The organism is Tepidibacter sp. (assembly GCF_025210165.1).
GTDB lineage: Bacteria > Bacillota > Clostridia > Peptostreptococcales > Peptostreptococcaceae > Tepidibacter_A.
In genome coordinates this window covers 1-26,975 of the sequence record NZ_JAOASI010000069.1, presented here as the reverse complement: position 1 = coordinate 26,975, position 26,975 = coordinate 1, and the positions used below count along the sequence as shown (strand labels likewise).

Annotated in this window: 28 protein-coding genes; 6 read left to right on the top strand and 22 right to left on the bottom strand. The window is 28.9% G+C overall.

Annotated features, from left to right (window positions below; translation table 11 throughout):
- Positions 1-6 precede the first annotated feature (6 nt).
- Positions 7-2,004, top strand: a complete 1,998-nt coding sequence (locus N4A48_RS11280) for a methyl-accepting chemotaxis protein (RefSeq protein ID WP_293666079.1) — start codon at positions 7-9, stop codon at positions 2,002-2,004.
- A 78-nt stretch (positions 2,005-2,082) separates the two neighbouring features.
- Here N4A48_RS11280 and N4A48_RS11275 read toward each other — a convergent pair whose 3' ends face one another.
- The 7 genes from N4A48_RS11275 to N4A48_RS11245 all read right to left on the bottom strand — a co-directional run bounded on the left by N4A48_RS11275 (position 2,083) and on the right by N4A48_RS11245 (position 10,443).
- Complete coding sequence (locus N4A48_RS11275) at positions 2,083-3,099, bottom strand: arabinose ABC transporter substrate-binding protein (protein WP_293666077.1); 1,017 nt, start codon at positions 3,097-3,099, stop codon at positions 2,083-2,085.
- Between the two features lie 86 nt (positions 3,100-3,185).
- A complete protein-coding gene (locus N4A48_RS11270) occupies positions 3,186-4,166 on the bottom strand; it encodes an ABC transporter permease (RefSeq protein WP_293666075.1) in 981 nt (326 codons plus the stop codon).
- Positions 4,159-5,670 carry a sugar ABC transporter ATP-binding protein gene (locus tag N4A48_RS11265; RefSeq protein ID WP_293666073.1) on the bottom strand — a complete coding sequence of 504 codons (1,512 nt, stop codon included), beginning with the start codon at positions 5,668-5,670 and terminating at the stop codon, positions 4,159-4,161. The genes N4A48_RS11270 and N4A48_RS11265 overlap by 8 nt, the downstream gene beginning before the upstream one ends.
- A 108-nt stretch (positions 5,671-5,778) precedes the next feature.
- Positions 5,779-6,831, bottom strand: coding sequence for an aldose epimerase family protein (locus N4A48_RS11260; RefSeq protein WP_293666071.1), 1,053 nt, complete (start codon positions 6,829-6,831; stop codon positions 5,779-5,781).
- A gap of 12 nt (positions 6,832-6,843) precedes the next feature.
- The gene (gene galT / locus N4A48_RS11255; RefSeq protein WP_293666070.1) at positions 6,844-8,349 is read right to left on the bottom strand and encodes a UDP-glucose--hexose-1-phosphate uridylyltransferase; all 1,506 of its coding nucleotides are present in this window, start codon (positions 8,347-8,349) and stop codon (positions 6,844-6,846) included.
- Between the two features lie 13 nt (positions 8,350-8,362).
- Complete coding sequence (gene galE / locus N4A48_RS11250; protein WP_293666069.1) at positions 8,363-9,349, bottom strand: UDP-glucose 4-epimerase GalE; 987 nt, start codon at positions 9,347-9,349, stop codon at positions 8,363-8,365.
- Entirely contained in the window at positions 9,346-10,443 is a 1,098-nt protein-coding gene (locus N4A48_RS11245; RefSeq protein WP_330665109.1) for a galactokinase, read from the bottom strand. Before N4A48_RS11245 ends, galE begins: the two co-directional genes overlap by 4 nt.
- Positions 10,444-10,732: 289 nt before the next feature.
- Here N4A48_RS11245 and N4A48_RS11240 point away from each other — a divergent pair, with 289 nt between their 5' ends.
- A complete protein-coding gene (locus N4A48_RS11240; RefSeq protein ID WP_293666068.1) occupies positions 10,733-11,665 on the top strand; it encodes a hypothetical protein in 933 nt (310 codons plus the stop codon).
- 77 nt (positions 11,666-11,742) lie between these two features.
- Here N4A48_RS11240 and N4A48_RS11235 read toward each other — a convergent pair whose 3' ends face one another.
- From N4A48_RS11235 to N4A48_RS11205, 7 genes are all read right to left on the bottom strand, one after another.
- A complete protein-coding gene (locus N4A48_RS11235) occupies positions 11,743-13,017 on the bottom strand; it encodes a methyl-accepting chemotaxis protein (protein WP_293666067.1) in 1,275 nt (424 codons plus the stop codon).
- A 224-nt stretch (positions 13,018-13,241) separates the two neighbouring features.
- The gene (locus tag N4A48_RS11230; protein WP_293666066.1) at positions 13,242-13,772 is read right to left on the bottom strand and encodes a hypothetical protein; all 531 of its coding nucleotides are present in this window, start codon (positions 13,770-13,772) and stop codon (positions 13,242-13,244) included.
- A 579-nt stretch (positions 13,773-14,351) separates the two neighbouring features.
- On the bottom strand, positions 14,352-15,305 hold the full coding sequence (locus N4A48_RS11225; RefSeq protein ID WP_293666065.1) for a helix-turn-helix domain-containing protein: 954 nt from the start codon (positions 15,303-15,305) through the stop codon (positions 14,352-14,354).
- Between the two features lie 10 nt (positions 15,306-15,315).
- A complete protein-coding gene (locus N4A48_RS11220) occupies positions 15,316-16,695 on the bottom strand; it encodes an ABC transporter ATP-binding protein (protein WP_293666064.1) in 1,380 nt (459 codons plus the stop codon).
- Positions 16,692-17,375 carry an energy-coupling factor transporter transmembrane component T gene (locus tag N4A48_RS11215; RefSeq protein ID WP_293666062.1) on the bottom strand — a complete coding sequence of 228 codons (684 nt, stop codon included), beginning with the start codon at positions 17,373-17,375 and terminating at the stop codon, positions 16,692-16,694. Before N4A48_RS11215 ends, N4A48_RS11220 begins: the two co-directional genes overlap by 4 nt.
- Positions 17,376-17,975 (bottom strand): MptD family putative ECF transporter S component, encoded by a 600-nt coding sequence (locus N4A48_RS11210; RefSeq protein WP_293666060.1) that lies wholly within the window; start codon positions 17,973-17,975, stop codon positions 17,376-17,378.
- Between the two features lie 141 nt (positions 17,976-18,116).
- Positions 18,117-18,350 (bottom strand): hypothetical protein, encoded by a 234-nt coding sequence (locus tag N4A48_RS11205; protein WP_293666146.1) that lies wholly within the window; start codon positions 18,348-18,350, stop codon positions 18,117-18,119.
- Positions 18,351-18,607: 257 nt separating this feature from the next.
- On the opposite strand from N4A48_RS11205, the gene N4A48_RS11200 reads away from it, so the two are divergent.
- Entirely contained in the window at positions 18,608-19,183 is a 576-nt protein-coding gene (locus N4A48_RS11200; RefSeq protein WP_293666058.1) for an ABC transporter ATP-binding protein, read from the top strand.
- A gap of 75 nt (positions 19,184-19,258) precedes the next feature.
- Here N4A48_RS11200 and N4A48_RS11195 read toward each other — a convergent pair whose 3' ends face one another.
- Complete coding sequence (locus tag N4A48_RS11195; protein ID WP_293666056.1) at positions 19,259-19,657, bottom strand: hypothetical protein; 399 nt, start codon at positions 19,655-19,657, stop codon at positions 19,259-19,261.
- Between the two features lie 79 nt (positions 19,658-19,736).
- On the bottom strand, positions 19,737-20,072 hold the full coding sequence (locus tag N4A48_RS11190) for an ATP-binding cassette domain-containing protein (protein ID WP_330665108.1): 336 nt from the start codon (positions 20,070-20,072) through the stop codon (positions 19,737-19,739).
- A 109-nt stretch (positions 20,073-20,181) separates the two neighbouring features.
- Between N4A48_RS11190 and N4A48_RS15085 the strand changes: the two genes are divergently transcribed.
- On the top strand, positions 20,182-20,367 hold the full coding sequence (locus N4A48_RS15085; RefSeq protein WP_443081758.1) for a helix-turn-helix domain-containing protein: 186 nt from the start codon (positions 20,182-20,184) through the stop codon (positions 20,365-20,367).
- Positions 20,368-20,532: 165 nt separating this feature from the next.
- On the opposite strand, the gene N4A48_RS11180 is transcribed toward N4A48_RS15085, so the two are convergent.
- Positions 20,533-21,288: an SDR family NAD(P)-dependent oxidoreductase gene (locus N4A48_RS11180; RefSeq protein ID WP_293666054.1), complete on the bottom strand. Its 756-nt coding sequence runs from the start codon at positions 21,286-21,288 to the stop codon at positions 20,533-20,535.
- A 22-nt stretch (positions 21,289-21,310) separates the two neighbouring features.
- A complete protein-coding gene (locus N4A48_RS11175) occupies positions 21,311-21,781 on the bottom strand; it encodes a heme-binding protein (protein WP_293666052.1) in 471 nt (156 codons plus the stop codon).
- 270 nt (positions 21,782-22,051) lie between these two features.
- Between N4A48_RS11175 and N4A48_RS11170 the strand changes: the two genes are divergently transcribed.
- Positions 22,052-22,786 (top strand): IclR family transcriptional regulator, encoded by a 735-nt coding sequence (locus tag N4A48_RS11170; RefSeq protein WP_293666050.1) that lies wholly within the window; start codon positions 22,052-22,054, stop codon positions 22,784-22,786.
- A 229-nt stretch (positions 22,787-23,015) separates the two neighbouring features.
- Here the strand turns inward: N4A48_RS11170 and N4A48_RS11165 are convergent, their stop codons facing one another.
- The 4 genes from N4A48_RS11165 to N4A48_RS11150 all read right to left on the bottom strand — a co-directional run bounded on the left by N4A48_RS11165 (position 23,016) and on the right by N4A48_RS11150 (position 25,675).
- Positions 23,016-23,669, bottom strand: coding sequence for a hypothetical protein (locus N4A48_RS11165; protein WP_293666048.1), 654 nt, complete (start codon positions 23,667-23,669; stop codon positions 23,016-23,018).
- Between the two features lie 226 nt (positions 23,670-23,895).
- Complete coding sequence (locus tag N4A48_RS14980) at positions 23,896-24,555, bottom strand: N-6 DNA methylase (protein WP_330665111.1); 660 nt, start codon at positions 24,553-24,555, stop codon at positions 23,896-23,898.
- Between the two features lie 385 nt (positions 24,556-24,940).
- Positions 24,941-25,399, bottom strand: a complete 459-nt coding sequence (locus tag N4A48_RS11155; protein WP_293666142.1) for a Fic family protein — start codon at positions 25,397-25,399, stop codon at positions 24,941-24,943.
- Positions 25,400-25,489: 90 nt separating this feature from the next.
- Positions 25,490-25,675, bottom strand: coding sequence for a hypothetical protein (locus tag N4A48_RS11150; RefSeq protein ID WP_293666046.1), 186 nt, complete (start codon positions 25,673-25,675; stop codon positions 25,490-25,492).
- A 326-nt stretch (positions 25,676-26,001) separates the two neighbouring features.
- Here N4A48_RS11150 and N4A48_RS11145 point away from each other — a divergent pair, with 326 nt between their 5' ends.
- Positions 26,002-26,940, top strand: coding sequence for a tyrosine-type recombinase/integrase (locus N4A48_RS11145; RefSeq protein WP_293666045.1), 939 nt, complete (start codon positions 26,002-26,004; stop codon positions 26,938-26,940).
- Positions 26,941-26,975 lie beyond the last annotated feature (35 nt).

Here is a 26,975-nt window from a genome sequence, read left to right as displayed (position 1 = left end):
GTAACTATGAAACTAACAATAAAAACAAAATTAATAGCCATAATTTTATTAGTTATAATTCTACCTATTTCAATTTTAGGTACAACATCTTATTTTAAAGCAAAGCAAGAATTAAAAAATCAATTTAAGATTTCTGTAGAACAGTTAAATAACGATATTAAGCAATCCATTGAAAATTATTTTATAGGATATAAATATGGTGTTGATATGATTAGTAAAAATGTTAACCTTACAGAGATTCTAAATAATCCTGAGTATGAACCTATTATAATGGATCTATTTAAGCAGTATGTAGAAAGTTATAAAGGAGTAAAGCAAATATATATGGGGACTATAGACGGTGGATTTTGGATTTATCCTGAAGTAGATTTAGGAAGTGATTTTGATCCAAGAGTAAGACCGTGGTATAAAAAAGCAATAGAAGAACAAAGCGTTGCTATGACTGAACCGTATATAGATGCTGTTAGTGGTAATCTTGCCATTTCTATAGCAGGACCCGTATATAACAATGAAGGAAGCTTAGTTGGTGCAGTATCTATAAGTATATTATTAGATGAATTATCTGAAAAAATAAGCTCTATAAAAGTAGGAGAAAAGGGGTATTCCTTTATTTTAAATTCTGATAAAACATTCATTACACATAAAAACCCTGAAAAAATAGGTCAAGAAATAAGCGTTCCAGAGATTTTAGAAACCATAAACAACAATGAACATTTTGGAATTTCAGAATATAAATATAAAGAAGCTAATGGTGATATGTCTAATAAAATTGCCGTGCATACGAAAATGGACGATTCAGGTTGGTATATAGTATCAACAATATATCTAGATGAGCTTGGAAAAGCTACTAAAGGTATACTAACTAATGCTATATTCATAGGATTATTCATAATTATTGCAGCATCAGTATTAGGTATAATATTTGCAAATAAAATTTCTAATCCTATAAAATCAATAGTAGCTAATATGAATAAAGTAAAGGATGGAGATTTTACAGTAAAATCAGATATTAAGGCAAATGATGAAATAGGATTACTTTCAAATAACTTCAACATCATGATAGAAAATATTAAAAGCCTATTATTAGATGCAAAACAAGTAAGCTCTGAAGTATCCGATGCTGCAACAAATTTAGCAGCTACATCAGAAGAAACAAGTGCATCTGCTGAAGAAATATCAAGAACTGTAGAAGAAATAGCAAGAGGCGCAAGTGAACAAGCAGCAGATGCAGAAAACGGAGCAAAGCTTACATCTAATCTAGATCATAAACTTAATAATTTAGCAAATAACAGTGATAGTATGTATAAAAATGCAAATGAAGCAATCAATGTAAATAAAGAAGGTCTTAATGTAGTTAATGAGCTTAAAGAAAAAACTGATTTAAATAACCAATCTATATCAAAAATAGAATCTGCAGTACGACAATTAAGTGAAAAATCTAGTAACATTGAAGATATACTAAATACAATAAGATCTATAGCAGAGCAAACGAATTTATTAGCACTAAATGCAAGCATAGAAGCAGCAAGAGCTGGAGAAGCAGGAAAGGGATTTGCAGTAGTAGCAGATGAGATAAGAAAACTTGCAGAAGGCTCAAGTACTGCAACTGATGAAATAAAACAAATAGTAGATACTATTAAAGAAGAAAGTGAAAATACAGTTACTATTATGGATGAAGTAAAGATTGTTTCTATAGATCAAACTAAATCTGTAAAAGATGTGAATAATTCCTTCGAAAAAATATCTAAATCAATAGATAATATTACAAATGAAATAGAAGAAGTTAATCGTTTTGTAATAGATATTCTAAAGGATAAAGATTTAATAGTAGAATCTATAGGAAATATATCCGCAGTATCAGAAGAAACAGCAGCAGGATCTCAAGAAGTTACTGCTTCTGTTCAACAACAAGCAATGGCAGTTGAAGAAGTAGCAAAGAGTGCTGAAAAATTAAACGAGTTTTCTCTAAAGCTTAATAATCAAATAGATAAATTTAAAATATAGTTTCCTATAGAATAAAATATAAAAGCTGACTGCTTAGGATATTAATTCCTATAAACAGTCAGCTTTTTAAACTTAATATTATTCTGCTGATTTACCCATTATTTCAACATAATTATCTTTTGTTACAACCTGTGCATCTACTGCTGTTTCCATAGGTATTTCTTCATCTTTTAATATTTTATTCATTAAAAGTTCTACAGAAGTTCCTCCAACTGCATCAGATGAGAAGAATGTAGCAGCCTTCATAGCTGAATATTCTTTTTTAAATTCATCTTTAGCTAAATAAGCCCCTAATCCAATTACAGCTGAATCTTTATCTAAACCAGCTTGCTCTAAAGCTCTTACTGCTCCTACTGCTCCTTCTTCATTAGCACTCATAACCATCCAATTTTTTATTTCAGGGTGAGCTGTAAAAATAGCTGCTGCTGCATTAAATCCTTTATCTGTTTCACCATTATAATCTGCCTTAAATATTCTTTCTTGTGGATAATCTGGAATAATTTGAGTGAATTTTGCATATTCTCCCTCTGTTCTAGGTACACAGCTTGATACTGTATCCATTGTTAATATAAGTACAGCAGATTTTTCATTTTTATCTAATTTATTCTCTTTTGCATAATTTGCCATCCATTCCCCATTAGTCTCACCTATTTTATATGCATTAATACCTACCCAAGGAGCTAATTTTTTTCCACTTTCATCTTGTAGGGCATCATCTGCCGCAATAACTGGAATGCCTGCTTCATTTAATTTCTCTACTGTAACCTGAGATAACTTTTGATCTGGAATACAAGTAACAACACCATCTACTTTTTGTGCAATAACATTGTCAATAGCCTGTAAATAAATATCTGGATTCATTTTTGCATCAATAAAAAGGAATTTATCGGCACCTAATTCTTTTGCTTTTGCCTCAGCAGCTTTTCCTTCATCAATAAACCATACTTGATCTCCAGCTTTATAAATACCAGCTATAACAACTTCTTTGTCTTTAGACTCAGCTTGTTTTTCATCTGTTTTTTCAGTTGAAGCACAGCCCACCAATAAAGTTAGCATTAACATTGTTACCAAAAGCATTGATAATATTTTTTTCACGCGTCTTCCTCCTTTTTTATTTTCTTACACAATTATGTAAGTTTATATTTTCCTTCATTATATAGAAAGATAATATACATATTTTGTTAAGATTGTTTCATACTAGATTCTAATAATTTTTTTTCTCGATTTTGCTTTCTTAAATAATCAAATGCAAGAGCAATAAGTAATAATAATCCTCTAGCCACATATTGCCAAAATACTGGAACATTTAACATAATCAAACCAGTATTGAAACCTTGTAAAATTAAAACACCTAATACAGTTCCAAAAATAGTTCCTACAGCACCTGTAAAAGCAGTTCCTCCTAAAACAGCAGCAGTAATAGCATCAAATTCCAATCCTACAGATGCAGCTGGTTGACCTGAACTCATACGTGCTGCTAAGATAATTCCACCTAATGCAGATAATCCCCCTGTAATCATGTATAAAATATTTGTGATTTTTTGAGGATTAAGACCTGCAAGCCTTGCTGCATTCTTGTTTCCTCCTACTACATACACACTTCTTCCAAATCTTGTTTTTGCTAATAAAACTCCAAACACAATGAATGCTAAAATTAGTATAATGACTGGAATTGGTAGTCCAAAGATTCGATTTTTACCAAAATTTATAAAGGTTTTATTCATAATATAAACAGGGCGTCCATCACATATAATAAATGCCATCCCCCTTAGAATAGACATAGTAGCTAGTGTGGCAATGAATGGCTCAAGTTTTAATTTATTAACAGCTAGTGCATTTAGCCAGCCTACAAATAAACCTGCAACAATTACTACTAACAACATAGGTATAAAGCCCATTCCCTTTTGTATGAGAACAGCCGCTAATACACTAGCAAAAGCTGCAACAGATCCTGTAGACAAATCAATCAATCCTGCTATAATCAAATAAGTTTCAGCAATTGCAACTAATCCTGTCAAAGATGCTGCAATTAAAATATTTACCATATTTGTACTACTTAAATAATTAGGATTAAAAGTAGAAAATATTAATACAATAACAATTAATGCCAAAATTAAACCTATTTTATCTGTAGAAAAATTTTTCTTTAATTTATTAAGCATTTGAATATCCTCCTTCATCTAGCATAGCTAGAGATAGTATTCTATCCTCTGTTGCATCCTCTTTTAAAATTTCACCTGTTATTTCACCTGATTTCATAACCAAAATTCTATGACTTAACCCTATGATTTCAGGAAGCTCAGAAGAAACTAAAATCACGCTCATCCCTACTTTAGCAATTTCACAAATGAATCTATAAAATTCTGATTTTGCACCTACATCAATCCCTTTTGTGGGTTCATCTAGTATGAGAACCTTTGGATTTGTAGCTAGCCATCTAGCAACAATAGCTTTTTGCTGGTTTCCTCCACTAAGCTCTGCAATTTTTTTCTCTGGATAAGGAGTTTTAATATTAAATTTATCAATATTTTCAATTACGATTTCTTTCTCTTTTTTAACATCAATAAATCCTAGATTATTACTTAACTTTTTTAAAAGAGAAATACTTATATTCTCACCAACACTTAAATTAGGTAATATACCCTGTGTTTTCCTATCCTCGGGTACAAGTACAATTCCTTTTTCCATAGCCTCCTTTGGACTTTTGCTAATAGCATTTTTTCCTTCTAATATTATGTATCCTGATTTTATAGTATCTGCACCAATAATAGCACGCATTACCTCTGTTCTTCCTGCTCCTACTAATCCTGCAAATCCTAATATTTCTCCCTTTTTCACTTTAAAGGATATATCCTTTATATAATCTGACGATAAATTTTTTACTTCTAATAAAACTTCTCCTAGCTTATGATCTATTTGTAACTCACTAAAAATATTTCCTAAATCTCTACCTACCATTATTTTGATTAATTGTTGCCTTGTTACTTCATCTTTTTTTACTAAATCTACGAATCTTCCATCTTTAAATACAACAACCTTATCTACAATTTCATCTATTTCCTTCATTCTATGTGAAACATAGATAATAATTTTATTTTCCTTTTTTAGTTTATCTATAATTTTAAACAAAACAACAATTTCACTATCTGATAAACTAGCCGTAGGCTCATCAAATGCAATTACCTTTAACTCTCTGCTATAAGCTTTCATAATTTCAACCATTTGCTGATGAGCAATGCTTAAATCCTTAACCTTGCTTCTTGAATCAATAGATAAACCAAATTCATCTATAATAGCCTTTGCATCCAAGTGAAGCTTTTTAGTATCAATTAAGCCTGATTTTTTTATTGGAAGTCTTCCTAAAAATATATTTTCTGCTACATCTAAATCCATTAAAATTTGTCTTTCTTGATAAATAACACTAATTCCTGCATCTATAGCTTCTTTAGGATTATTAAAATGCATTTCTTTTTCATTTAATAAATACGCCCCACTAGTAGGTTGATAATCACCATTTAATATTTTCAAAAGAGTTGATTTACCTGCCCCATTTTCTCCTAAAAAAGCAATTACCTCTCCACTTTCTACTTTAAAGCTAAAATCATCCAAAGCCTTTACTCCAGGAAAATATTTAGTTATTTTTCTAAATTCTAATGTATTCTTCATTCACTTCCCTCTAAGTAACAATATATTTTAAAATCAATTTATATTAATGTACTAATATAATACGTTGTCCAAACCATTATTATTACTCAAAATTTAGAATACGAGATATTATTCTACACAAAACTTATATCTTGTATAAGTTTGATACACTTCATTTGCATTGTATATCTTTGTAGGGAATTTATTTTGATTGATTGCGTCTGGATAGTCTTGTGTTTCAAGACATACACCTAAATTTTTCTCTGATACCTTACCCCCTATAAGCTTTAAATCTTTGCCCATTTGATTGGATGTGTATACTACTACAACTGGTTGATCTGTATCAATATACATACATCTTCCACTTTTTTTATCTTCTAGCTTAATCTTAAATTTATTAGATTCGTTAAATATTAAGGGATGATCGTATCCACCACAATTAATTAATTGTTTTTCTAGATTTTTTATATCCTTCCCTATTTTCTTTGATTTTGTAAAATCAAATACACTATTTGAAACATTTTCAATTTTTCCTGTAGGTATGATTTTTTCATCTACATATATTACTTTATTAGCATCTATTATTAAATTATGATTTAAAATATTTTCTTTTAAGTCTCCACTAAGATTAAAGTATGTATGGTTTGTTAAATTTATAATCGTTTTTTTATCACTTACTGCCTCATACTTTATAGTTAATTCATCATTATCATTAAGCATATACACAACTTGAGTATTCATATTCCCTGGAAACCCTTCTTCTTTGTCCTCACTTAAATATCTCATTCTTACTCCAATACTATCTTCAGTTATTATTTCTTTTGTATCCCAAATAACTTTACTAAAGCTTTTATATCCTCCATGAATATTGTTATTTCCATCGTTTTTAGAAAGAGTATATTCTTGATTATCTATTTTAAATTTAGCATTAGATATTCTACCTGCAATTCGTCCTACAATACAACCAAAGTAAGGTGATTTTTCTTCATAATCTTCTATATTATCAAATCCTAAAACAATATTTTCAAAATTCCCATCTTTATCTGGAGCTAATATTTCTCTTATAATTCCACCATAGTTTAATATTTTAACAGTAAAATTATTTTTGTTTTTCATTATATATTCAAATACTTGTTCACCATTTTTTAATCTTCCAAATATAGCTTTCTTTATTTTTTTCATTTTTATCTCCATTTACATAATATTTTTTAGAAATTTAACAAATGCTTTTTGCCCTTTCTCATCATCCTTAAATACACCTGCGTGTTCAAGTACAGTTATAAATTTATTTCCAACTTCATTTTTTAAAATATTGATTACGTTTTCATTATTCAAATTTTTATACTTATCTTTTATCTGATTAAACCAATTTATATGCTTTAACATACTTTCATCTTTTTTTATATCCAATTCTTCATTTAACAGATAATTAGACATTTTTTCTAATTCATTTTTTAGTCTAGCTGGCAATACAGCCAATCCCATAACTTCAATCAAACCAATATTCTCCTTCTTAATGTGATGCAATTCTTGATGAGGGTGAAAAATTCCCATTGGATAATCACTACTTAGTCTATTATTTCTAAGAACTAAATCTAGCTCAAATTTATCATTCCTTCTTCTGGCAATAGGTGTTACTGTATTATGAGGAATATCATCTGAGTATGCTATTATTTCCATATCTTTATCACTATAATTTCTCCATTTATTTAAAATAATTTCTGCCAATTCTGAAACTTCTTTTCTTGATTTTCCTCTTAACCTTATAACGGACATAGGCCATTTAAGAATTCCCACTTCAATATATGGATATTTATCATAGACAATACTTTGCTTTACAGAGGCTTTTGCCATAGCAAACTCATAGTTTCCACCTTGGAAATGATCATGTGATAAAATCGACCCCCCTACTATTGGCAAATCTGCATTTGAGCCTATAAAATAATGTGGTATTTTCTCAGTAAATTCCAATAATCTATCAAAAGTATCCTTTGATATTTTCATAGGTTCATGTTCTTTTTTTAAGACAATACAATGTTCGTTATAATAAACATATGGAGAATACTGTAAAAACCATTTTTCTTTTCTTATTTTCATAGGTATAATTCTATGATTCTGTCTTGCTGGATGATTAACTCTACCTAAGTATCCTTCGTTCTCTTTACATAACAAGCATTTAGGATAACCAGTAGATTTTATATTCTTAGCTTCTGCAATAGCTTTAGGGTCTTTTTCTGGTTTTGAAAGATTAATGGTAATATCTAATTCTCCATAATCTGTTTGTACCTTCCAATTTGCATTTTTAGCTATTCTATCTGTTCTAATATAATTTGAATTTTTACTAAGTTCATAATAATAGTCTGTAGCTTTTTTAGGATCTTCTTCATATTTTCTATAAAAATTCGAAACAACTTCAGAAGGTCTAGGCATTAAACAATTCATTATTTTTGTATCTAATATATCTGTATAAACAGGGGTATTGTATTTTAATACTCCCTTTTGATATGACCAATTTAAAATATTATCTATTATTTCTACTGGACTTTCTGTTTTTTCATATACAGCTTCTGTTTTTTCAAAATTATCTAGTCGCAAAACAGCTAAAATCATATTTTTAGAATATATACAGTCTTCTTCTTTTATTAAATTTTTATCTAAAGCATATCTTATTAATTTTTGTATTTCTAAATAAATATTCATATAGTTACTCCTTTTAATTTTCAAACCCATCTGGTTTATTTTTATGCCACTTCCAAGCACTATCAATAATAGATTCTATACTTGTATATTTAGGATTCCATCCTAGCTCAGTCATAGCCTTTTGAGATGATGCTACTAATTTGGCTGGGTCTCCCTTACGTCTTTTTTCAATAGATGATTTTATATCAAGCCCTGTTACTTTTTTAGCAGCTTCTATTATTTCTTTAACTGTAAAGCCTTCTCCATTTCCCAAATTATAAATAGAACTATCACTACCATTTCTCAATTTTTTTACTGCTAAAATATGTGCATCTGCTACATCTGTTACATGTATATAATCTCTAACACAAGTACCATCGTGAGTATCATAATCGTCTCCAAATATAGATATATATTTTCTCTTACCAAGTGGAACTTGTAATACAAGTGGAATCAAATGTGTTTCAGGAGAATGATTTTCTCCAATTTCCCCACTTTTATGTGCTCCTGCAACATTAAAATATCTTAATGAAATATATTTGATTTTATATGCAAAATCAGCCCATTTGAACATTTTTTCCATAGCTAGCTTTGTTTCTCCATAAGCATTAGTAGGCTCTGTTTTATCTGTTTCTAGTATAGGGATTCTTTCAGGCTCTCCATAAGTTGCCGCTGTTGATGAAAACACTATTTTCTTAACATTATGCTTTTTCATAGTCTCTAAAAGAACCTGTGTACCATATACATTATTATCATAATATTTGATAGGATTTTCCATGCTCTCCCCAACTATCGAATTAGCAGCAAAATGAACAACTACTTCTATTTCATTTTCACTAAATACCTTGTCTAAAAAATCTCTATTTCTTATATCTCCTTCATAAAATTTTGCTTTTTCATGAATTGCATCCTTATGACCTGTTTGCAAATTATCTACAATAACAACCTTTTCCCCTTGATCAATCAATTCAAATACAGTATGGCTTCCTATATAACCAGCTCCCCCACATACTAAAATCATAAACTCATCCCCTCTTTTTTTAATTCCCTTGCACCATCTCCTATATTTACTATGTAAAAAGTTGCTTCATATCCAATTTTGTTCAAATACTCTTTTCCCACATTTTGCATAAATTCATCTACTTTTTCATTTTTTACAATGCTAACTGTACAACCTCCAAAGCCTGCACCTATCATTCTTGATCCTATAACCCCTTCTTGCTTTAATGATAATTCTACTAAGGTATCCAGTTCCTTTCCTGTTACTTCATAATCATATTTTAAGGATTTATGAGATTCATTCATTAACTTACCAAATTCCTCAATATTTCCTTTTTCCAGAACCTCTACAGCTTTTTTTGTACGCCAATTTTCATATATAGCATGTTTTACTCTTTTTCTATCAGTTTCATTAGTTATTAAATATTTATTTTCTTCAAACTGCTCTTTTGTTACTTCTCCTAAAAAATTTATATTTAATCTTTTTTGCAATTGAGAAAGCCCTTTATCACATTCACTTCTTCTTTCATTATATTTCGAATCTGCTAAACCCCTTTTTTTATTTGTATTCGTAATAACTATAGACATATTGTCTAGCATTATATTAGAATATTTATATTCCAATGTATTACAGTCAAGCAAAATAGCTTTTCCCTTTTTTCCCATGCCTATAGCAAACTGATCCATAATACCGCAATTAACTCCCATAAATTCATTTTCTGCTCTCTGACTCATTTTCACCATTGATATCATAGACACATCTATATCAAATAATCCCTTTAATAATACAGCTGTAGCTAATTCTATAGATGCTGATGATGATAATCCTGATGCATTTGGTATATTTCCATAGAATAAAATATCCATACCAAAATCAATATTATAGCCTTCATCTTTAAAGGTTTTCATAACTCCCTTTGGATAATTAGCCCAATAATGTTCTTCCTGATAAACTAATTCTTTTAAACTAAATTCTAGTACACCTAATTCCTTAAAATTTTTAGAATATAATCTTATTCTTTCATCATCTCTCTTAGCTGCTACAGCATAAGTTCCACAGCTTAAAGCACAAGGAAATACATATCCACCATTATAGTCTGTATGCTCTCCAATCAAATTTACTCTTCCAGGGGCAAAAAAACTCTTATTTCATTTTTTCTTCTATTAAACTTGTCTTTAAAATCGCTTTTAATTATTTCAACCAAATTCATATTTACAATCGCCTCCTTTTTTGTTGAATTTCACTCAAAACTCACTTTATTTAATGTATATGATTTTTTAATTGTAATTCATACTACTTTTTCAGTGATTTTTTACTTTATATATATACTTTATAATGATAAAATTATACATATTATCTATTTTTTTGATAGCATATATAATATGATTTAAAAGGAGTAAAACTATGAATAAAAAATTAGCATTTGAATTAAATGATATTAATAGCATTCGATCTGTACTAAAGGAGTATCAGGAACTTTTAAAATCAGATCAAGTTATCGAAGATGATGTTTATCATATTGAATTTGTTAAAAAAGTTGAAGATACTATTGAGCCCTTACAAAAAACTGATGGTTGCTTTGAGCAACTAGATAAGCTTAGTATTTGGGGAGAAAGTCATTTGAATTTTGATACAATAGATTTTGATGGGAATGCATCAGAAACAATTTTATTCTCTCATGCTTTAAAATTTCCAGAGCTTAGAGAAGATGTTATATCTACGGCCAAAGAAATTGTATCCTATTCTATACGCCACAGTGATACTTATGATATGTGGATAGATGATTTATGTGTATTTGGTATTGAAGCATTATATTTACTGGCACTTAATATTCCTGAATATGCTTACTTGATAGGTTCTTACTTGATTCCATACTGGGATAGTGAGCATGCAGATTATGCAATTATTTATACTTATGAAATTACAAGTCGATTTGGATTTGATGATAATATGTTAAAGATGTTTTGCTATTGTGACAATGAGGAAGCTAGATCAATTATGCTTGGTGGAGATTTTTATGATGATCAAACAGAGTTAGACCTTGTTGAGTATTTTGAAAAAAATCCTGATAGATATGAGCGTTTTAAAGAAATTATGATTGATAGATTTAAAGATCAAGAATTCATACAGTATTCAGAGTGTGAATATACTTCCAAACCGATTAATTCTTTTTATGAGTCTATAATGGCTTCATCTGATAGTATTGTTGAAAAATATGATATATGGGAAGATTCAAGTGATGCTCTAAAAGAACCATTTATGAACAGTACTTTTGATAATGAAGCTACATTACTACATCAGAAGATTGAAGAAATAATAGGCAAACCTCTTACATAAAGACAAAAAAATCTGCCCTAGTTGAACACCAACATGGCAGATTTTTTATAATGAATACTTTTTTATTTTTATTGACTTTACTCAACTTTATATGTAACAACAGCACTATTCATTTCTTTAGATAGATATGCTAACTTCTGACTAGATTCCGCTATATCTTCACTTGAAGCAGCCTGTTCTTCCGAGGCAGCTGAAACTGTTTGTGAATTTTCAACAGTTTTTGCAGAAATTGTATTAATCAGTGTCATCTTTTGATTGACCTCCCCTCCACTCTTAGAAACTCTTTTGATTGCCTCTGATATTTCATTTACTCTATCAGAAACATCATTTGCTAATATCTTAACATCATTAAAATCATTTCCTGCTTGAATGATTGTCTTTTGACCAGTTTTAATTTCTCGTTTACCAACTTCTATTGCTTCAACAGCTTGCTTATTGGTCTCATTTATGCCCGTGATTACCTCTACAATTTCACCCGCAGCAATTTGTGATTCTTCTGCAAGCTTACGTACTTCATCAGCCACTACAGCAAATCCTTTTCCATATTCTCCAGCTCTTGCTGCTTCAATTGCTGCATTAAGTGCAAGAAGATTGGTTTGATTTGCGATTTGTGATATTGTATCTACCATATGGCTAATTTCCTTAGACTTCTTCTCGAACCCATGTACAGCTTCATTAACAATATCTGTTGATTTTGTTATTGCAGACATTTGTTCAACATCCTTTTGCATATTCTCATTCCCAATCATTGTCTTATGGGCAGATTCCTCAGCAAATTTTAATACCATTTCAATATTATCAACCATTTCAGATATTTCTTCTGTCATCTTACTAACCTGTACAACAGCATCTGAAGTCTCACTATGCTGTAACTCTGCACCTTCTAGTATTTCAAGTATTGCCTTTGCAATATTATTGGTCGCTTGAGATGATTCTGTATGATTATCACTTAAGAAAATTGAAGACTGAGCAACCATATCTGAAGTGTAGCTAAGTTCCTTCATTAAGAATCTCATTTTATCAACTATCATCTTTAGACGTATTCCTATTTTGTCATTACTAATAAAACCCTTATCTTTTAAATCAAACTCTTGTAGATTACCTTCAATGAAATCTTCCATAATCAATGCTATACTATCTATTTGCTTTCTTGATCTATCAAATACTATATGTAAAACAATTGTATATAAGATACTCACTAATGAAATTACTCCAATTGTAAGAAATTTATTACGTTCCCACATTATGAAGATTATAGTTACTAATAGAGTAATATTTATACATGCCATAAGAATTATCTGACCTGTTGATTTTAAGTTGCTAGTTAGTCTGTTATTTGTTTCCAATTTCATGTGATCACTCCCTTATTTTCTCGATTTTAATTCCATTAATAATTGAATATTTTTCTTGATTCTAAGTATCCCTTTGTTGCAATTTTGAAGTTGGTTGTAGTTAAAGCTAAGTTTTCTGCTGGACCCATGTTCATATGTTTTTTTAAGAATACAATTGCTGTAAAAAATTCATCATGATTTAAATACGCACCTCCAAAACCAAAAACCGTTTTAACACCGTAATCTTATACGAATTTCTGATTTGCAATTACATGCCTACCTAACTCATCTACTTCTGATTTTGAATCCTTAACATAAAATAATCCAGAGAATGATTTATCTTGTGAAGCTCTATTTCTATCATCTCCAAAAGAAACACCTATTTGATTTAAAACTCTATCCATCATCGGAATTTCATGAATAAAATCTCGGGATATTAGTGGTATTCCTACATGACCTTTTGATTTCAATCTGCTGTTCCATTCAGGTAGAACACCCTTTGTCCCAATCAATGATAATATTTTTGTTTCAGGCTTTAATAGGTTGGATTTAGCTCCTAAGAGATTATTAACAAATACTTTATTCTTCTCAGGCAACTCTTCGAATGGAACTGACAAAAAAACTCTAACAAGTAGCACACTTTCACCAAATAAGTTAAATATTTTTTCACAAAACAATTGACTAGCATCTTCATAACTTTCTTTTCTCTGTATTTCATTTTCAATTAATCCAATAATTTCTTTAGTGCTTTTTATAGTTAAATCATCTAGTTTCAACTTATTTCCTCCATTCTATATTTTTTATATTGTTTAATAATTATTTCATTTTAGTTACCTTTCTACTTATCTTCTGAATAAATTGTACATTCTGAAATTATTTTTAAATATTGATGTCGAATTTATACTTATATTGAAATAATATAATTAAATGGATATATGTGTCAAGTGATTCAGCCTATATGACTTCTTTAAAACATATAGAAGTAACTTTATATAAGATATAATACATTTTCCTCAATCATATGATAAAAGCTACTAGCAAAGCAATTACAATCTCTGGATGCTATTCAATATCCATGAATTGCTGTAATAACTCTATTTATATCTTTTTAGTAATGTATATTATAGTAACTATATATAAGATGTGTAATATTTTGTGAATCCTTTCAACGGACTTACATTGTAAAAAGAAAGGATTGAAGTGACTTTAAACGGTAATTTAAAATGATTAAATACTAATAATTATACAGAAAAAGTACCTATAGCATAAACACTTTTTTCAATGTGTCTATTCTATAGGTACCATTGTAAAATTAGCTTCCTTTATTTTATGCTACAATTAAATGCATCCTTTTACTATGTTAATGATTTACGATATTCGCGAGGATTTTTCCCTATCACAGCTTTAAATGCTGCCGCAAACTTACTAGAACTATTGTAGCCTAATTTCCCTGCTATTTCGGTTATGCTAACATCAGTAGTACTAAGTAATACCGCAGCTTTATTCATGCGATACATTTTCATATAGGCATATATAGATGATCCATATATACCCTTAAAACACTTTTTCATTGAAGTTAATGATATATTAAAACGTTGTGATAATTCATCTAAAGTATAGTGTGTTTCTAATTGACTAGTCATAAATTCCTTAATTGCCTTGACCTTTTCTAGTTGAGTTTTATAAAAATAAGGCTTCCCCTGATAGCAGTCAGATATTTCTAGTACATCTAAATATAATAATAACTCCATTATTTTTATCTTGTAATAATAATTTTTTATATTATGAGGTGCTTCATACAATTTCTTAAAAATGTGGTCGATAGTTTCCTCATTTCGAATTACAAAGGATTTTTTATTATTACAATACTTTTCTTTTAGATTTCTTAAATCAACTGGAAAATCACGAAATGTATTAGTAATGGAATTAGGTGCTTCATCTAGAAAAAATACTATAGTAATTCCATGATAATGTGAAAGTGGAAATGAAAATTTTTTATTATGATTACTACGGTCATCAACCTTTAAATACCCTGATTCTATATAGCAATAACTACCATCAGTTTCTATATGTTCTATTCTACCCTCTCTACAATAATCAATACAAAAAACATTAGTATCATGAGTGACATCAGAGTAAAAATTCTCCATGTGAAAATCATTAAAGATTAAATACACTCCACCAATAATCTTATGTGAAGTCATTATCCCTTCGCCACTTTTATTTTTCACTTGAAGCACTTTTGTATTTTCTTCCGACACAACTATAGTTACATTTTCACCTAATAGAAATCTATCAGTAAATCCCATAAAACACTCCTTATATTTTTACTTGTCTATTGCAAGTACATGATAAAAATTCCTTATCATGACTAACTATAATAATCATAAAGTCTTGATTTGATAGCTTTTTTATCATCCCACTTACAGCTATCATATTCTCATAATCCAATCCACTGGTTGGTTCATCAAAGAGCAAAATCCTTTTTCTTGATAAAATGCCTGTTGCAATTGCAAGCCTTTGTTTTTGTCCACCTGATAATGCCATTGGGTGATGTTGCTTCCAATTATCTAAAGAAAAAGCTTTCAATATAGTAGAAATTTCCTCACAATCTACTTCTTTTGATAAGCTCTTGCACTCATTCCATACACAATCGCTAAATAATTGATGATTTACATCCTGCATAATCATATAAGAAAGCTTATTTCTTTTTCTTCTTTTCAAAGTTTTACCATTATATTGTATATCACCATCTGAAAAAGGCAATAGACCTGCTAAGCATCTTAAAAATGTTGTTTTACCCGCACCATTATAACCTGTCACTCCTAGAATTTCACCACTACTAACTTCAAAAGAAAGCTTGGTAAATACTTCTTTATTTTTATATTTATAAGCTAAATCTTTAACTATCAATTTATCTTTTTTTAACGATTTATTATATTTATTTTTCCAAGAAATTCTATTATCTAAGGTTCTAAGCCCCATTCTAATCCTGTCATTATCATTAAGTAATAAAAATTCATCTCGTGTAAATTCTTTTTCTATCTCTCCATCCTCAATATATATTACACGATCAATTATTTCTTTTAAAAAGTATATTCTATGTTCAGAAATTAGGATTGTTTTACCCTCTGACTTAACTTTCTTAATCTGTGTCTTTAAAATATCAATTGCTCTTTCATCTAAATTTGCAGTTGGTTCATCTAATACATATACATCAGGGTTCATAGCATAAACAGATGCAAATGCAAGACTTTGTTTTTCACCTCCAGACATTGAAAAAACATTCCTATGCCTTAGTTTTTCTATTCTTAAGGCTTGAGTTGTCAACTCTAATCTTTCCTTAATTATATCTGGATTTACTCCTGAGTTTTCCATGCCAAAAACAATTTCTGCATCTGAATCTAAATTAAAAAACTGTGATTTTGGATTCTGAAACACAGAACCTACCATTTGTGCAAGTTCATAAATCTCAGTCTGAAAAATATTTTCCCCATTTACTGTGACTTCTCCAGTTACTGAACACCCTTCATAAAAGTGAGGAATCAAACCATTTATAAGCTTTGTAACTGTTGTCTTACCACAACCACTTTTACCACACAACAGTATACATTCTCCCTTTTTTATATCTAAATTAATATTTTTTAATACACTGTTTTTCCCATCATATGAAAATGATACATTTCTTATACTTATCATAATACCCCCATCACCAAAGTTATAGCTACAAGAATAATCCCAATTATTAGAATAATCCAATCATGTGTCATAAATTTACTATTAACCAAACTAGTCTTTTCTATAGGGTTTTCTATTCCCCTAGTAACTGCAGCCGCTGATAATTCTTCTGCAGTACCAATTGCTGACATCATTAGAGGAATCATAAAATATTCAATCATCTTAATCCCTTTTATATTTCTAAGTTTCATAGCATCTTTTATATATCTACTTTCTTGACGTATTGCAGGAAAATATCTTAATGTAACTGATAGTGAAATTATAAATTTATGAGGAAAACGCCACTTTCTCATAGCTAATATTATGTACTTCATAGGAATTTTTTTTAAAATTACTGTTGCAATCATTAAGCAAGGAATAATCTTACGTATATAAACTGACATCATTGCAAAAATAGTTACAAATACAGGTAATGATTTTGAAAAAATATAACGTTTAAATAAATCAATAACTATAAACAAAAGAACCAATTTAACTGCTTCTTTAAAGCAGCCACAATAAAGCATAAATATGAAAAGAGCAGCAATAACTCCTATTTCTACGTATATTGATTTTTGAGTAAAAGCAATTACATTTGCAAATATAAGTAATATTATTATAGTTCTTGGATCTAACGGTATCCATTCTTCTTGACTTTGCATTTATACAATACCAACCTTATTAAAGTGTTTTTTAAAAATTTTTCGTGATAAAAGTGCTCCAAAAAGACCTGCAAAAAAAGTAGAAACAATCATAACTACCAACATACTAGGGGACACAATACTTTCTAAGCTATTTACATATTCTTGCGACATACCATATTCCAAAATTTGAGCTATAAAGCTTTCACGATATATCCATAATGGAAGAGGCGATCCTGCCATCCCCATAGAAAAGAATGAAAAACCTAATGCATTAGCCCAAAAACTATCATATTTTGTTTTATATCTAATGATTTCTGCAATAATAGCACCTATAATGAATCCAATAGGTACTGTATACGGAAATTGACCTGTAATAAAATAAATAAACCCAACAATAATCCCCAACATCAAAATTGCTAAAGGTTTTTTGACTTTACTTACCGCAAGCATATATGGTGTAGCACCAAGCAAAGCAGCAACAATTGGTGACATAATCCATAGTATTGGATGTATTCCCCCTGAAACGTTTGATAAAAAACTCAAAACAAAATAAATAGCAGCGAATATTCCTATTGTAACTTGATCTTTTCCCTTCAATCGGTTACTTTTTTCTATCATTTTTCTCCTCCAATATATTTATTTTATATAAATTATAATTGATATCAATTATCATTTCCACTCCATTTTGTCTTTATTGCTCCATTTAGACTACATTTTATGAATGTGATTGATATAGACTTTATCAATAATCATATTGTATCAAGCTTTATTCAAGCTATTCGATGGTGGTTTAATCTTAATTTTAAAAAATCTCCTGAAAAAGTCGCTAATTCTTATATATACATGATTTATTATATCTTTATTAAAATATATTTCACTAACTTTTAGTTTTCCATAAGTTAACGTTCCTGTTTTATCAAAGGTTATTGTATATACCTTCTCCATAGTCTCAAGTGCTGCTCCAGTAAAAATCCAAACCAATATAGCAATCAAAAGTGCAACAGGAACTAGCCATACCAGTACAATATATTTATTACAGAACAGATTGTGCTGTAATTATAAATCTAAAGTTTAATCAAAACAATAATTAATATAATAGATTTGTTCATTACCGAACATATAGCAGCAAACATTTCGATAATGATAATCATTTACACGAAGCCTCATTCTTTCTATAATACTTTTAAGTGAAAAAAAAGTTATAAATATTTAATATATAGTAAAATACAGAATAACATGGAGGTTTATATATGATAAAAATCAATCATGTTACAAAAAAATTTGGTCATTTTACAGCTGTAAATTCTTTAAATTTAGAAATAACAACAGGGGAATTTTGCGCTTTATTAGGACCTAATGGAGCTGGAAAAACTACATTAATAAAGATGCTAGTAGGACTATTAAAGCCAGAAGAAGGAATCATTACGATAAATGATATGGTTTTAGATAGAAACAATAATAAATTAAAGAAAAAAATTGGTATTGTTCCACAGCATACAAACTTAGACAAAGATCTTACAGTAAAAGAAAATTTATTATTTAGTGCAAAGTTATTTAAAATCCCTAAAATAGAAGCAGAAAAGAAAACAAATGAATTAATAGATTTTATTGATTTAAAAAGTGTAGAAAATAAAACGACTAGAAAGCTTTCTGGTGGGATGAAGAGGAAATTAATGATTGCTAAGGCTCTTATTCATGATCCTGACATTATATTTATGGATGAACCTACTATAAGAATAGACTTAAATGCAAGAAGAAGAATATGGGATGTTTTAAAAGCTATGAAAAAGGAAGGAAAAACGTTTATAATTATATGTATTATCTGATTCCTGGTATTATTGCATTATCAACAATGAATACGAGCTTTAATGCAATCTCTTTAAGAGTAATCGTCTCTAAAATTAATCTAATAGCTCTTTTACCTCTTCATAAATTAGTTCCTTAGACACTCCACCGTAATATCTTACCATACCATTTATAACGCAATAAGGAAGTTCGTATCCTTCTTCATATACATATATAATATTCTCATGATCTAGCACGTTAATTTTACTTATGTCATAAAATTCATAGTTTATAGATTCCTTTACATCGCTTTTTTCTATAAACTTTACAAAATCTTCGTATACTTCAATCATAGACTTTGAAGCCTTGGCTCTACAACCACCACAGCCTCCCCCTTTGCTTAAAGAACACCCTCCACAACCAGAAGAGCTTCCACCAGAAACCCAATCTAAAGAACCATATATCTGAATATTTATTTTATTATTCATGTTATCTACCTTTCTGTGTAAACACATACTATATTATAAATTAGCTAATGCTATTATAGCATATAATAGAAATACAGAAAGAAATCAATTGTATGAGAGTCTTTATTTACTTAGATTTTGACAAAGATATTAAATTTAATTTTTGTGATGCTTTCCACATGTCAGCATATTTTCCGTTTTCAACAACAAGAATTTTATTAGCATTTTTAATGATTGGCAAAGTATGTGCTATCATAATCACTGTTTTATTGCTCTTTAAAAGATTACTTATTGCTTGTTTCACAAATAATTCATTTTCAATATCAAGGGAGACTGTCGCTTCATCAAGCAGTATAATAGGGCTATCTTTTAAAATTGCTCTTGCCACTGATAACCTTTGTCGTTCTCCTCCGGAAAGTCTATTACCATTTTCACCTATCTCTGTATCATATTCTTTTTCCATATTTAGAATAAATGTTTCGCAGTTAGCAAGACGGTAAGCTTCTTCAACTTCATCATCTGTGGAGGTATATCCACCTATTTTAATAGTTCCCTTTTGCGATATATAATCTATTGATGACTATATTCAATGCCGAAAAATAGGACAGGCAGAACATCTTTTGACATATACAGATTTAAATATAGGACAAGTAGCTAATGCAGTAGGATATTCCAACGCAGGAAGATTTTCAGAACTTTTCCGTAAATCCACAGGAATTTTGCCGGGAGAATATATAAAAATAACACGAGGAAGGTAATATCGTATTCACAATTTTTTTACACTTACAAAAAAGTACTCGATTTCTGAGCACTTTTTATAATTTATAGATATCTTCTTTTACTTTTTAAGTTGTAACTCTTTGATAAATATTTTGGAATTTTTTATAAAATCTACTTAAAACTTATATAGATATTCTCATAATCTACTGCATTGGTTGACCTGTATGTATGTCAAGACCACCTGAGATTGGTAAGTTCATGCCATTACACGAACTTGAATCCTCTGATGCTAAAAAGTATATAACTTTTGCTACCTCATCTGGAGTACAAATTCTCTTAAGTGGATTTGCTTCGTTAAACATATCTATAACTTCCTGTGAGTTTGCCAAAAACATAGGTGTTGCACATGCTGAAGGACAAACATTATTCACACGAATATTGTATTTTCCATAGTCAAGTGCCATAGCTTTAGCCATATTTACAACAGCACCTTTTGCTGCATTATATGCTGCCATATTGTAATCTCCAAGCATACCTGAAACTGAAGCTGTATTTACTATAGTTCCTCCACCATTTGCAATCATATATGGTACAAAATATTTTGAAGTTAAATATATGGATTTTACATCAACATTAAATACTTTTTCCCAATCTTCTTCCTTCGTTTCGTGAAGCATTCCACCAATCCAAATGCCAGCATTATTAATAACACTATCAATTCCACCTAATGTTTTTATAGTATAATCATAAAGAGCTTTTACTTCGCTGTCCTTTGTAATATCGCATTTCCAAAAGTATACTTTATCATTTCCTTGTTCTTTAAGCTCTTTAATCAATTTTTCTCCCTTATCTTGATTTATATCTACAACCATAACACTCCATCCTTTTTCAATGAAAAGCTTAGTTGCACTAAGCCCTATTCCTGATGTGCCACCAGTTATTAATATTCTTTTTGTCATGATATTCTTCCTTTCTAGAATATTATTTATTGTTATTTAAGAATTCTCTGATTCCATCAATACATATTTTATGATCTAACTCCCCAGTTAATCCGCAAACAGTAATAGATCCTATGACTCCTACGTTTGAGATTATTAATGGGAATGATCCTCCAACTGCTTGGAAATCTTCCGGATTTAAAAGACTAGATTTGTCAAAAGTCGTTCCCATATCTTTATACATTTCCTCAACAAACTTAGATGAGTGATTATATCTATCAACAACATTCTTTTTTCTATCATACCAGTATGCGTTTTCTACCATTGTTCCATCCATTAAATGAGAAAATAATACTTGTCTATTTCTCTCAATCTTGATACCTATACCTCCTTGATTTAATTCTTTTGCTATTTTAATAAATGTTAATCCTAAATTTAATGCATCCTCACTTGAAAATTTAGTGAATTGTAATTCCTCTTCTAATTTTAATAAATCTTTCATTACTTGATTCATATTTATTCCCCTCCCACTTTATAATTTCATTATTGTCGAACTAATTTCATTAATAACACACTTGAATAATATCATTTGCTTTTTTTCTTGTCAATATTTTTTTGTTATTATCGAATGTAAAACGGTTATATTGAATCTACTTGCACTTTGTGCTATACTAGAGATAATTTCTTCAGATAGAATTACATCAACTACTTTATTACACGATTTTTATTTGAACATATTCTTTTTAAAAGTATTATATAAAATTTAGGGGTGAGTAACAGAAATATGAAAACTATTCAATCTATAGATAAGGCAATATCTGTACTTCAACATATATCGAAGAAAAATGGAAAGCTTACTTTAACAGATATAAGCACTTCTCTTGATATGAAAATAACCACATTACATGGAATAATTTCTACATTAGAGTATAGAGGATTTTTATATAAAAATCCTAAAAGTAATAAATATCATTTAGGTGTAAAGCTTTTTGAAATGGGAAAAATTTATGAATCTGATATATCTCTTATTGATACTGTTCATCCTTTTATAGAAAAATTAGCTGACGAATTTAGTGAAACAATCCACCTTGCCGTTCCATTTGAAAATAAAATTCTCTATGTTGACAAGGTAGAATCTAAACATCAGCTAAGACTTACTTCTATGGTTGGCACAGTAGAAAAGGCTTATAATTCTGCAATAGGTCTTGTAATTCTTGCTCACCTTTCAAAACCTAATTTAGAGAAATTCATGCAAGAATTTAATAATAAGGAAGCAATGAATGAAAAGACTCCTCAGCTTATGGATATATTTAATCAAATAAGACAAAATGGATTCTATATAAAGTTCGAACCTGAACATGATTTTTACTGTATAGCTTCTCCATTAATAAACTCAAAATCCATCGCTATCGGTGCTATAAGTATTGTTATTCCAAATCATAGATATAATGAACAGCTAAGTAAAAAAATATCCGATAGACTTAAAGAAATATCCGATTCTCTTAAGGATATTATTTAAAATATACAGAAGTAACTTTATATAAGATATAATACATTTTCCGAAAAATAATTGTTGTAGATTAAAAAAGCTATCAAATTTGATAGCTTTTTTACTAAATATTCAATTTCTCCACTAACTCCTTCATAGCTAATAGAGTTTCCCCCATTAAATAGTTCATGTCCCATCCTAAATTTTCTGCACCTTGTTTTATACTCCCTTAATTTTAATACCACGATTAATTGCCTCATTAAAGTGTTCTTCCAAATCCTTCTACTCTTCCTTCCATATATATATCAACACGTTGACTTGCCTGTTCCAATAAAAGACTAATAAAATCAAAAATATTCTTTCTACCAGTTATAATTTTTAACTCATATTGTTCTTTGCTCTTAACAAACAACTTTGTTGTTTCATACTTAATTATCATATTTTTTCGCCAGCGTTCTCTCCATTGTTGAAAATTTAATCCTGTTACTTCTTCTAATGTTTCTCCATCTAATGAATCTACTGCACCGCATATATTAGCATTAGGATATGAATATCCACCAATAACTTTACCATCACAAATAATAATGTAAAGATTTGTATCAACGTTATAAATTTTTTCTAAGGGGTGTTTTTTTACCGTAAAACAATAGATGATTATTTCTTTTCCTAAATAATCATCAGGATTTACCTTTTGAACCGCCCATGATTGTTGATATGGTATAGTTTCTGTTCCTCCATAAAGTTTATTTTTTTCTAAAGTGTATCTGTTTATTTCTCCTTTTCGAGTAGTAATCACATAGCCTTTAGTTTTAATATACTCCTCTGCTGTCTTTTCATAAGCAATAGAACTTTTATTATATAATAGAATAATTATAAGTAACGATCCAAATACAACACATAATAACTTTCTCATATACACCAACTTCCTTTTCTATTCATAATTTTTTTATTATTATGAACTACATCAATCAACCCTGTCTAAAGATATTCAAACTAAATTAGATTCCAGTAAGTTATCAATGACTATGGACACTATTCATCAGTTGCATAAATATAGCGCCAATCAATTGAATGATTGACGCTACGAATTTTTAATTAGTTCCACTATCTACTTGACAGGGGGTAGTTCATTTGCATTCTTAGTCTTCTCCTTTTTCTAAAAGCTTTTTCTTTATTCTTAAAACTACATTACTAATTCCTAATATTAAAACTCCAATTGATATGATTATAATTATATAATCTAGTTTATTTAAATCCTTAAAATCTCTATCAATAATTATAAAAGCAACAATAAAAAAAGGTAATATATCTGTAAACCAATTTGATTCACTTATTTTTCTATACTTAATAGCTAGTATTAAAAGTATTATTGAAATAATAAGTTGTATTATAAGAAATAACATACTATAATCTGCTTTTAATGTTTTATGTACATCATTATGAAAAGTATACGCATGATGCTGTCCTATATTTCCTTCTAATCCTCTAATGGAAAGGTTCATTTTACAAAGCTTCCAAGTTGTTGTATTAAATTCTTGTCCATATATTGAAAGGTCACTTATTTTTCCTTGATGTTCTTCAAGGAACTTTTCACTTTGAACAAACATACCTCCACTACCACAGCATGGGTCATATATTCTTCCTCTATATGGTTCTATCATTTTGACTAATGTTTTAACTATGCTCGTAGGAGTATAAAACTCTCCTCCTCCTTTACCTTCTGCTCCTGCGAATTTTCCTAAGAAGTATTCATATACTCTAACAAGTAAATCTTTTTCTCCGTTTTTATGAAGTTTTATTGTGGAGATTAAGTCTATCAGTTCTCCAAGTCTTCTTTTATCAAGTTCTGGTCTTGCATATCTTTTATCTAATACTCCTTTTAAATTAGGGAGATGTTTTTAGGAATTTTTTGTTTTCCTTTTATCCATAAGTGTATGTTTTGTTTTTTTATTCCTAGCTTTTCCGAAAGCTCTATATGCTGCATGGTATATAAGCTAAGTATATACTCGAGTCCAATCAATAAATCACCTTCCTATTATTGTCTTAGTCAATATATTTATATTACAAATTATTTTATTGTCTTGGTCAATTATTTTTCCTATTATTTGAATTTATGTTAATATTAAATATTTGAATATAAAAAAAGTAACCTAAAGAATGTTATTTCTCTAGGTTACTTTCGTATTATCCAACAATATAAAAATACATATCTAAGCTACTATCCACTGATTTTTCTATAATTTCTATAAAATTAGTATAATCATTATTTACACTAGCTTTTTTTAAAGCATTCATATATTCATCTCTGTCTTCCATTTTTACTACACAGATAGGGTATCCACTTCTCATTAATATTAAATTAGTAAGAAGCCTTCCACTTCTTCCATTACCATCTATAAAAGGATGTATATAAGTATATTTATGGTGAAATACTGCTGCAAGTTCTACTGGATGAAGCTTTGTTTTATTTTCATTATACCAAGAAATTAATTCTCTCATTTGATCTTCTACTAAAAAATGTTCAGGTGGTCTATGTTTACTATCATTTATTAAAACATTTACACTTCTATACATTCCTGCATTTTCATTGTTTATGCTTTTTAGAATAATATAATGAAGATTTTTAATAACTGTTTCACTAATGTCTATATCTTTTCTTACTATATCTTCTATATAATCTATTGCTTCTTTATGATTTATAACTTCTAAATGCTCCTTTAATGTTTTTCCTTTTCATATTGTAATTCCATCTTCAAGTACAACTTTAGTTTCTGTTATTGTTAGTATATTTCCTTCTATAGCATTATAGTTATATGTCAATTCCACATCATAATATTTCTTTAAATTATCTATTGCAGTTTTTGAAAAAGGCCTTTTACTATCTAGTAACTTTTTCTTTTTATCTATTTCTTCAAACATAAATTCCACCTCATTAGTTTTGTTGTTTTAAATATAATTTTATTATATATATAATTACTTTGCCCTCTAATATCAATCTTAGATATCCATTTTTTTATAATGAGTAGGAAATTATAATTCCTATTTAAATTTTGTTTAGCCTTTTTGTTACTCAATATACTTTTTCTTTTGTAAATCAATTGAAAATGATCTTTAATGAAGTATTTCTTTTAAAAAACATAAAAAAAATTGTCGAAAATACACCAAAACTACTTGCACTTTATATATTTACTATACTATTATAAAATCTATAACTTAATCTAATTAAATTTACTAGGAGGTCTTCCATGAACAGTCTTATACAGTTAACATCTGAACACATTAATAATTATCTTAATCATCTTAATACCCACAATGATTTATCACAGCATACCCTAAAAGCTTATTATTGTGATGTGTCAAACTTTAAAAGATGGTGTGATACTAATAGAAATACAAATATAACCCATACAGAAATAGAAATGTATTTTACATATTTAAAGAATACGTTAACCTTAAAACCAAGTACTATCAAACGTAGGTACATTTCAATAAAGATTTTCTTTAACTATTTAGTGAAGAATTTCAATTTGACTACTAACCCTTTTAACACTATAGATATTAAGTTTGCTCCTCGTAAAAAATTACCTAAAACATTAACAGATAATGAAATTATCTCACTTTTAAAAGTTCCAATAAGGGAATTAGATGAATGTAAATCATCCTTCAAAGTAGTTTTATGTAAAAGAAATATTGCCATACTTTATTTATTATATTCTACTGGAATGAGGATAGGTGAACTCTCCTCATTAGATATTGAACATATCAATCTTGACACTCAAATATTACTCATTTCAGGAAAAGGAAATAAAGAAAGGATTATGTTTCTATCTAGCGAAAAAGTCATTAACAAACTGAAAGAATGGTTAAATGTTAGAAGACAACTAAGTCCAAAGACTTCAGCATTATTTCTAAATAAATACGGAACTAGATTATCAATTTTTTCAGTAGAAAATATATTTAAAAAGTATCAAAAAATAGCTGATATTAACCCACATGCTACACCTCACTACTTACGTCATACTTTTGCAACTCAACTTTTGAGTAATGGTGCTGATCTACGATCCGTTCAAGAGCTTTTAGGTCACTCCAGTATACTTACCACACAAATTTACACAGAAGTTTCAATTTATAGAAAAAAGTCAATATTATTAAAATATAATGCTATTAATAATCTAGACATATAGCAAAACCTCAAAATAACTATAGATTATTTGGAGGT

Coding starts and splice junctions, on each gene's coding strand:
- N4A48_RS11280 (WP_293666079.1), top strand. CDS start 7: ATGAAACTAACAATAAAAACAAAATTAATAGCCATAATTTTATTAGTT.
- N4A48_RS11270 (WP_293666075.1), bottom strand. CDS start 4,166: ATGCTTAATAAATTAAAGAAAAATTTTTCTACAGATAAAATAGGTTTA.
- N4A48_RS11265 (WP_293666073.1), bottom strand. CDS start 5,670: ATGAAGAATACATTAGAATTTAGAAAAATAACTAAATATTTTCCTGGA.
- N4A48_RS11260 (WP_293666071.1), bottom strand. CDS start 6,831: ATGAAAAAAATAAAGAAAGCTATATTTGGAAGATTAAAAAATGGTGAA.
- galT (WP_293666070.1), bottom strand. CDS start 8,349: ATGAATATTTATTTAGAAATACAAAAATTAATAAGATATGCTTTAGAT.
- galE (WP_293666069.1), bottom strand. CDS start 9,349: ATGATTTTAGTATGTGGGGGAGCTGGTTATATAGGAAGCCATACTGTA.
- N4A48_RS11240 (WP_293666068.1), top strand. CDS start 10,733: ATGAATAAAAAATTAGCATTTGAATTAAATGATATTAATAGCATTCGA.
- N4A48_RS11235 (WP_293666067.1), bottom strand. CDS start 13,017: ATGAAATTGGAAACAAATAACAGACTAACTAGCAACTTAAAATCAACA.
- N4A48_RS11225 (WP_293666065.1), bottom strand. CDS start 15,305: ATGGGATTTACTGATAGATTTCTATTAGGTGAAAATGTAACTATAGTT.
- N4A48_RS11220 (WP_293666064.1), bottom strand. CDS start 16,695: ATGATAAGTATAAGAAATGTATCATTTTCATATGATGGGAAAAACAGT.
- N4A48_RS11215 (WP_293666062.1), bottom strand. CDS start 17,375: ATGCAAAGTCAAGAAGAATGGATACCGTTAGATCCAAGAACTATAATA.
- N4A48_RS11210 (WP_293666060.1), bottom strand. CDS start 17,975: ATGATAGAAAAAAGTAACCGATTGAAGGGAAAAGATCAAGTTACAATA.
- N4A48_RS11200 (WP_293666058.1), top strand. CDS start 18,608: ATGATAAAAATCAATCATGTTACAAAAAAATTTGGTCATTTTACAGCT.
- N4A48_RS11195 (WP_293666056.1), bottom strand. CDS start 19,657: ATGTGTTTACACAGAAAGGTAGATAACATGAATAATAAAATAAATATT.
- N4A48_RS11190 (WP_330665108.1), bottom strand. CDS start 20,072: ATGGAAAAAGAATATGATACAGAGATAGGTGAAAATGGTAATAGACTT.
- N4A48_RS11180 (WP_293666054.1), bottom strand. CDS start 21,288: ATGACAAAAAGAATATTAATAACTGGTGGCACATCAGGAATAGGGCTT.
- N4A48_RS11175 (WP_293666052.1), bottom strand. CDS start 21,781: ATGAATCAAGTAATGAAAGATTTATTAAAATTAGAAGAGGAATTACAA.
- N4A48_RS11170 (WP_293666050.1), top strand. CDS start 22,052: ATGAAAACTATTCAATCTATAGATAAGGCAATATCTGTACTTCAACAT.
- N4A48_RS11165 (WP_293666048.1), bottom strand. CDS start 23,669: ATGAGAAAGTTATTATGTGTTGTATTTGGATCGTTACTTATAATTATT.
- N4A48_RS11150 (WP_293666046.1), bottom strand. CDS start 25,675: ATGTTTGAAGAAATAGATAAAAAGAAAAAGTTACTAGATAGTAAAAGG.
- N4A48_RS11145 (WP_293666045.1), top strand. CDS start 26,002: ATGAACAGTCTTATACAGTTAACATCTGAACACATTAATAATTATCTT.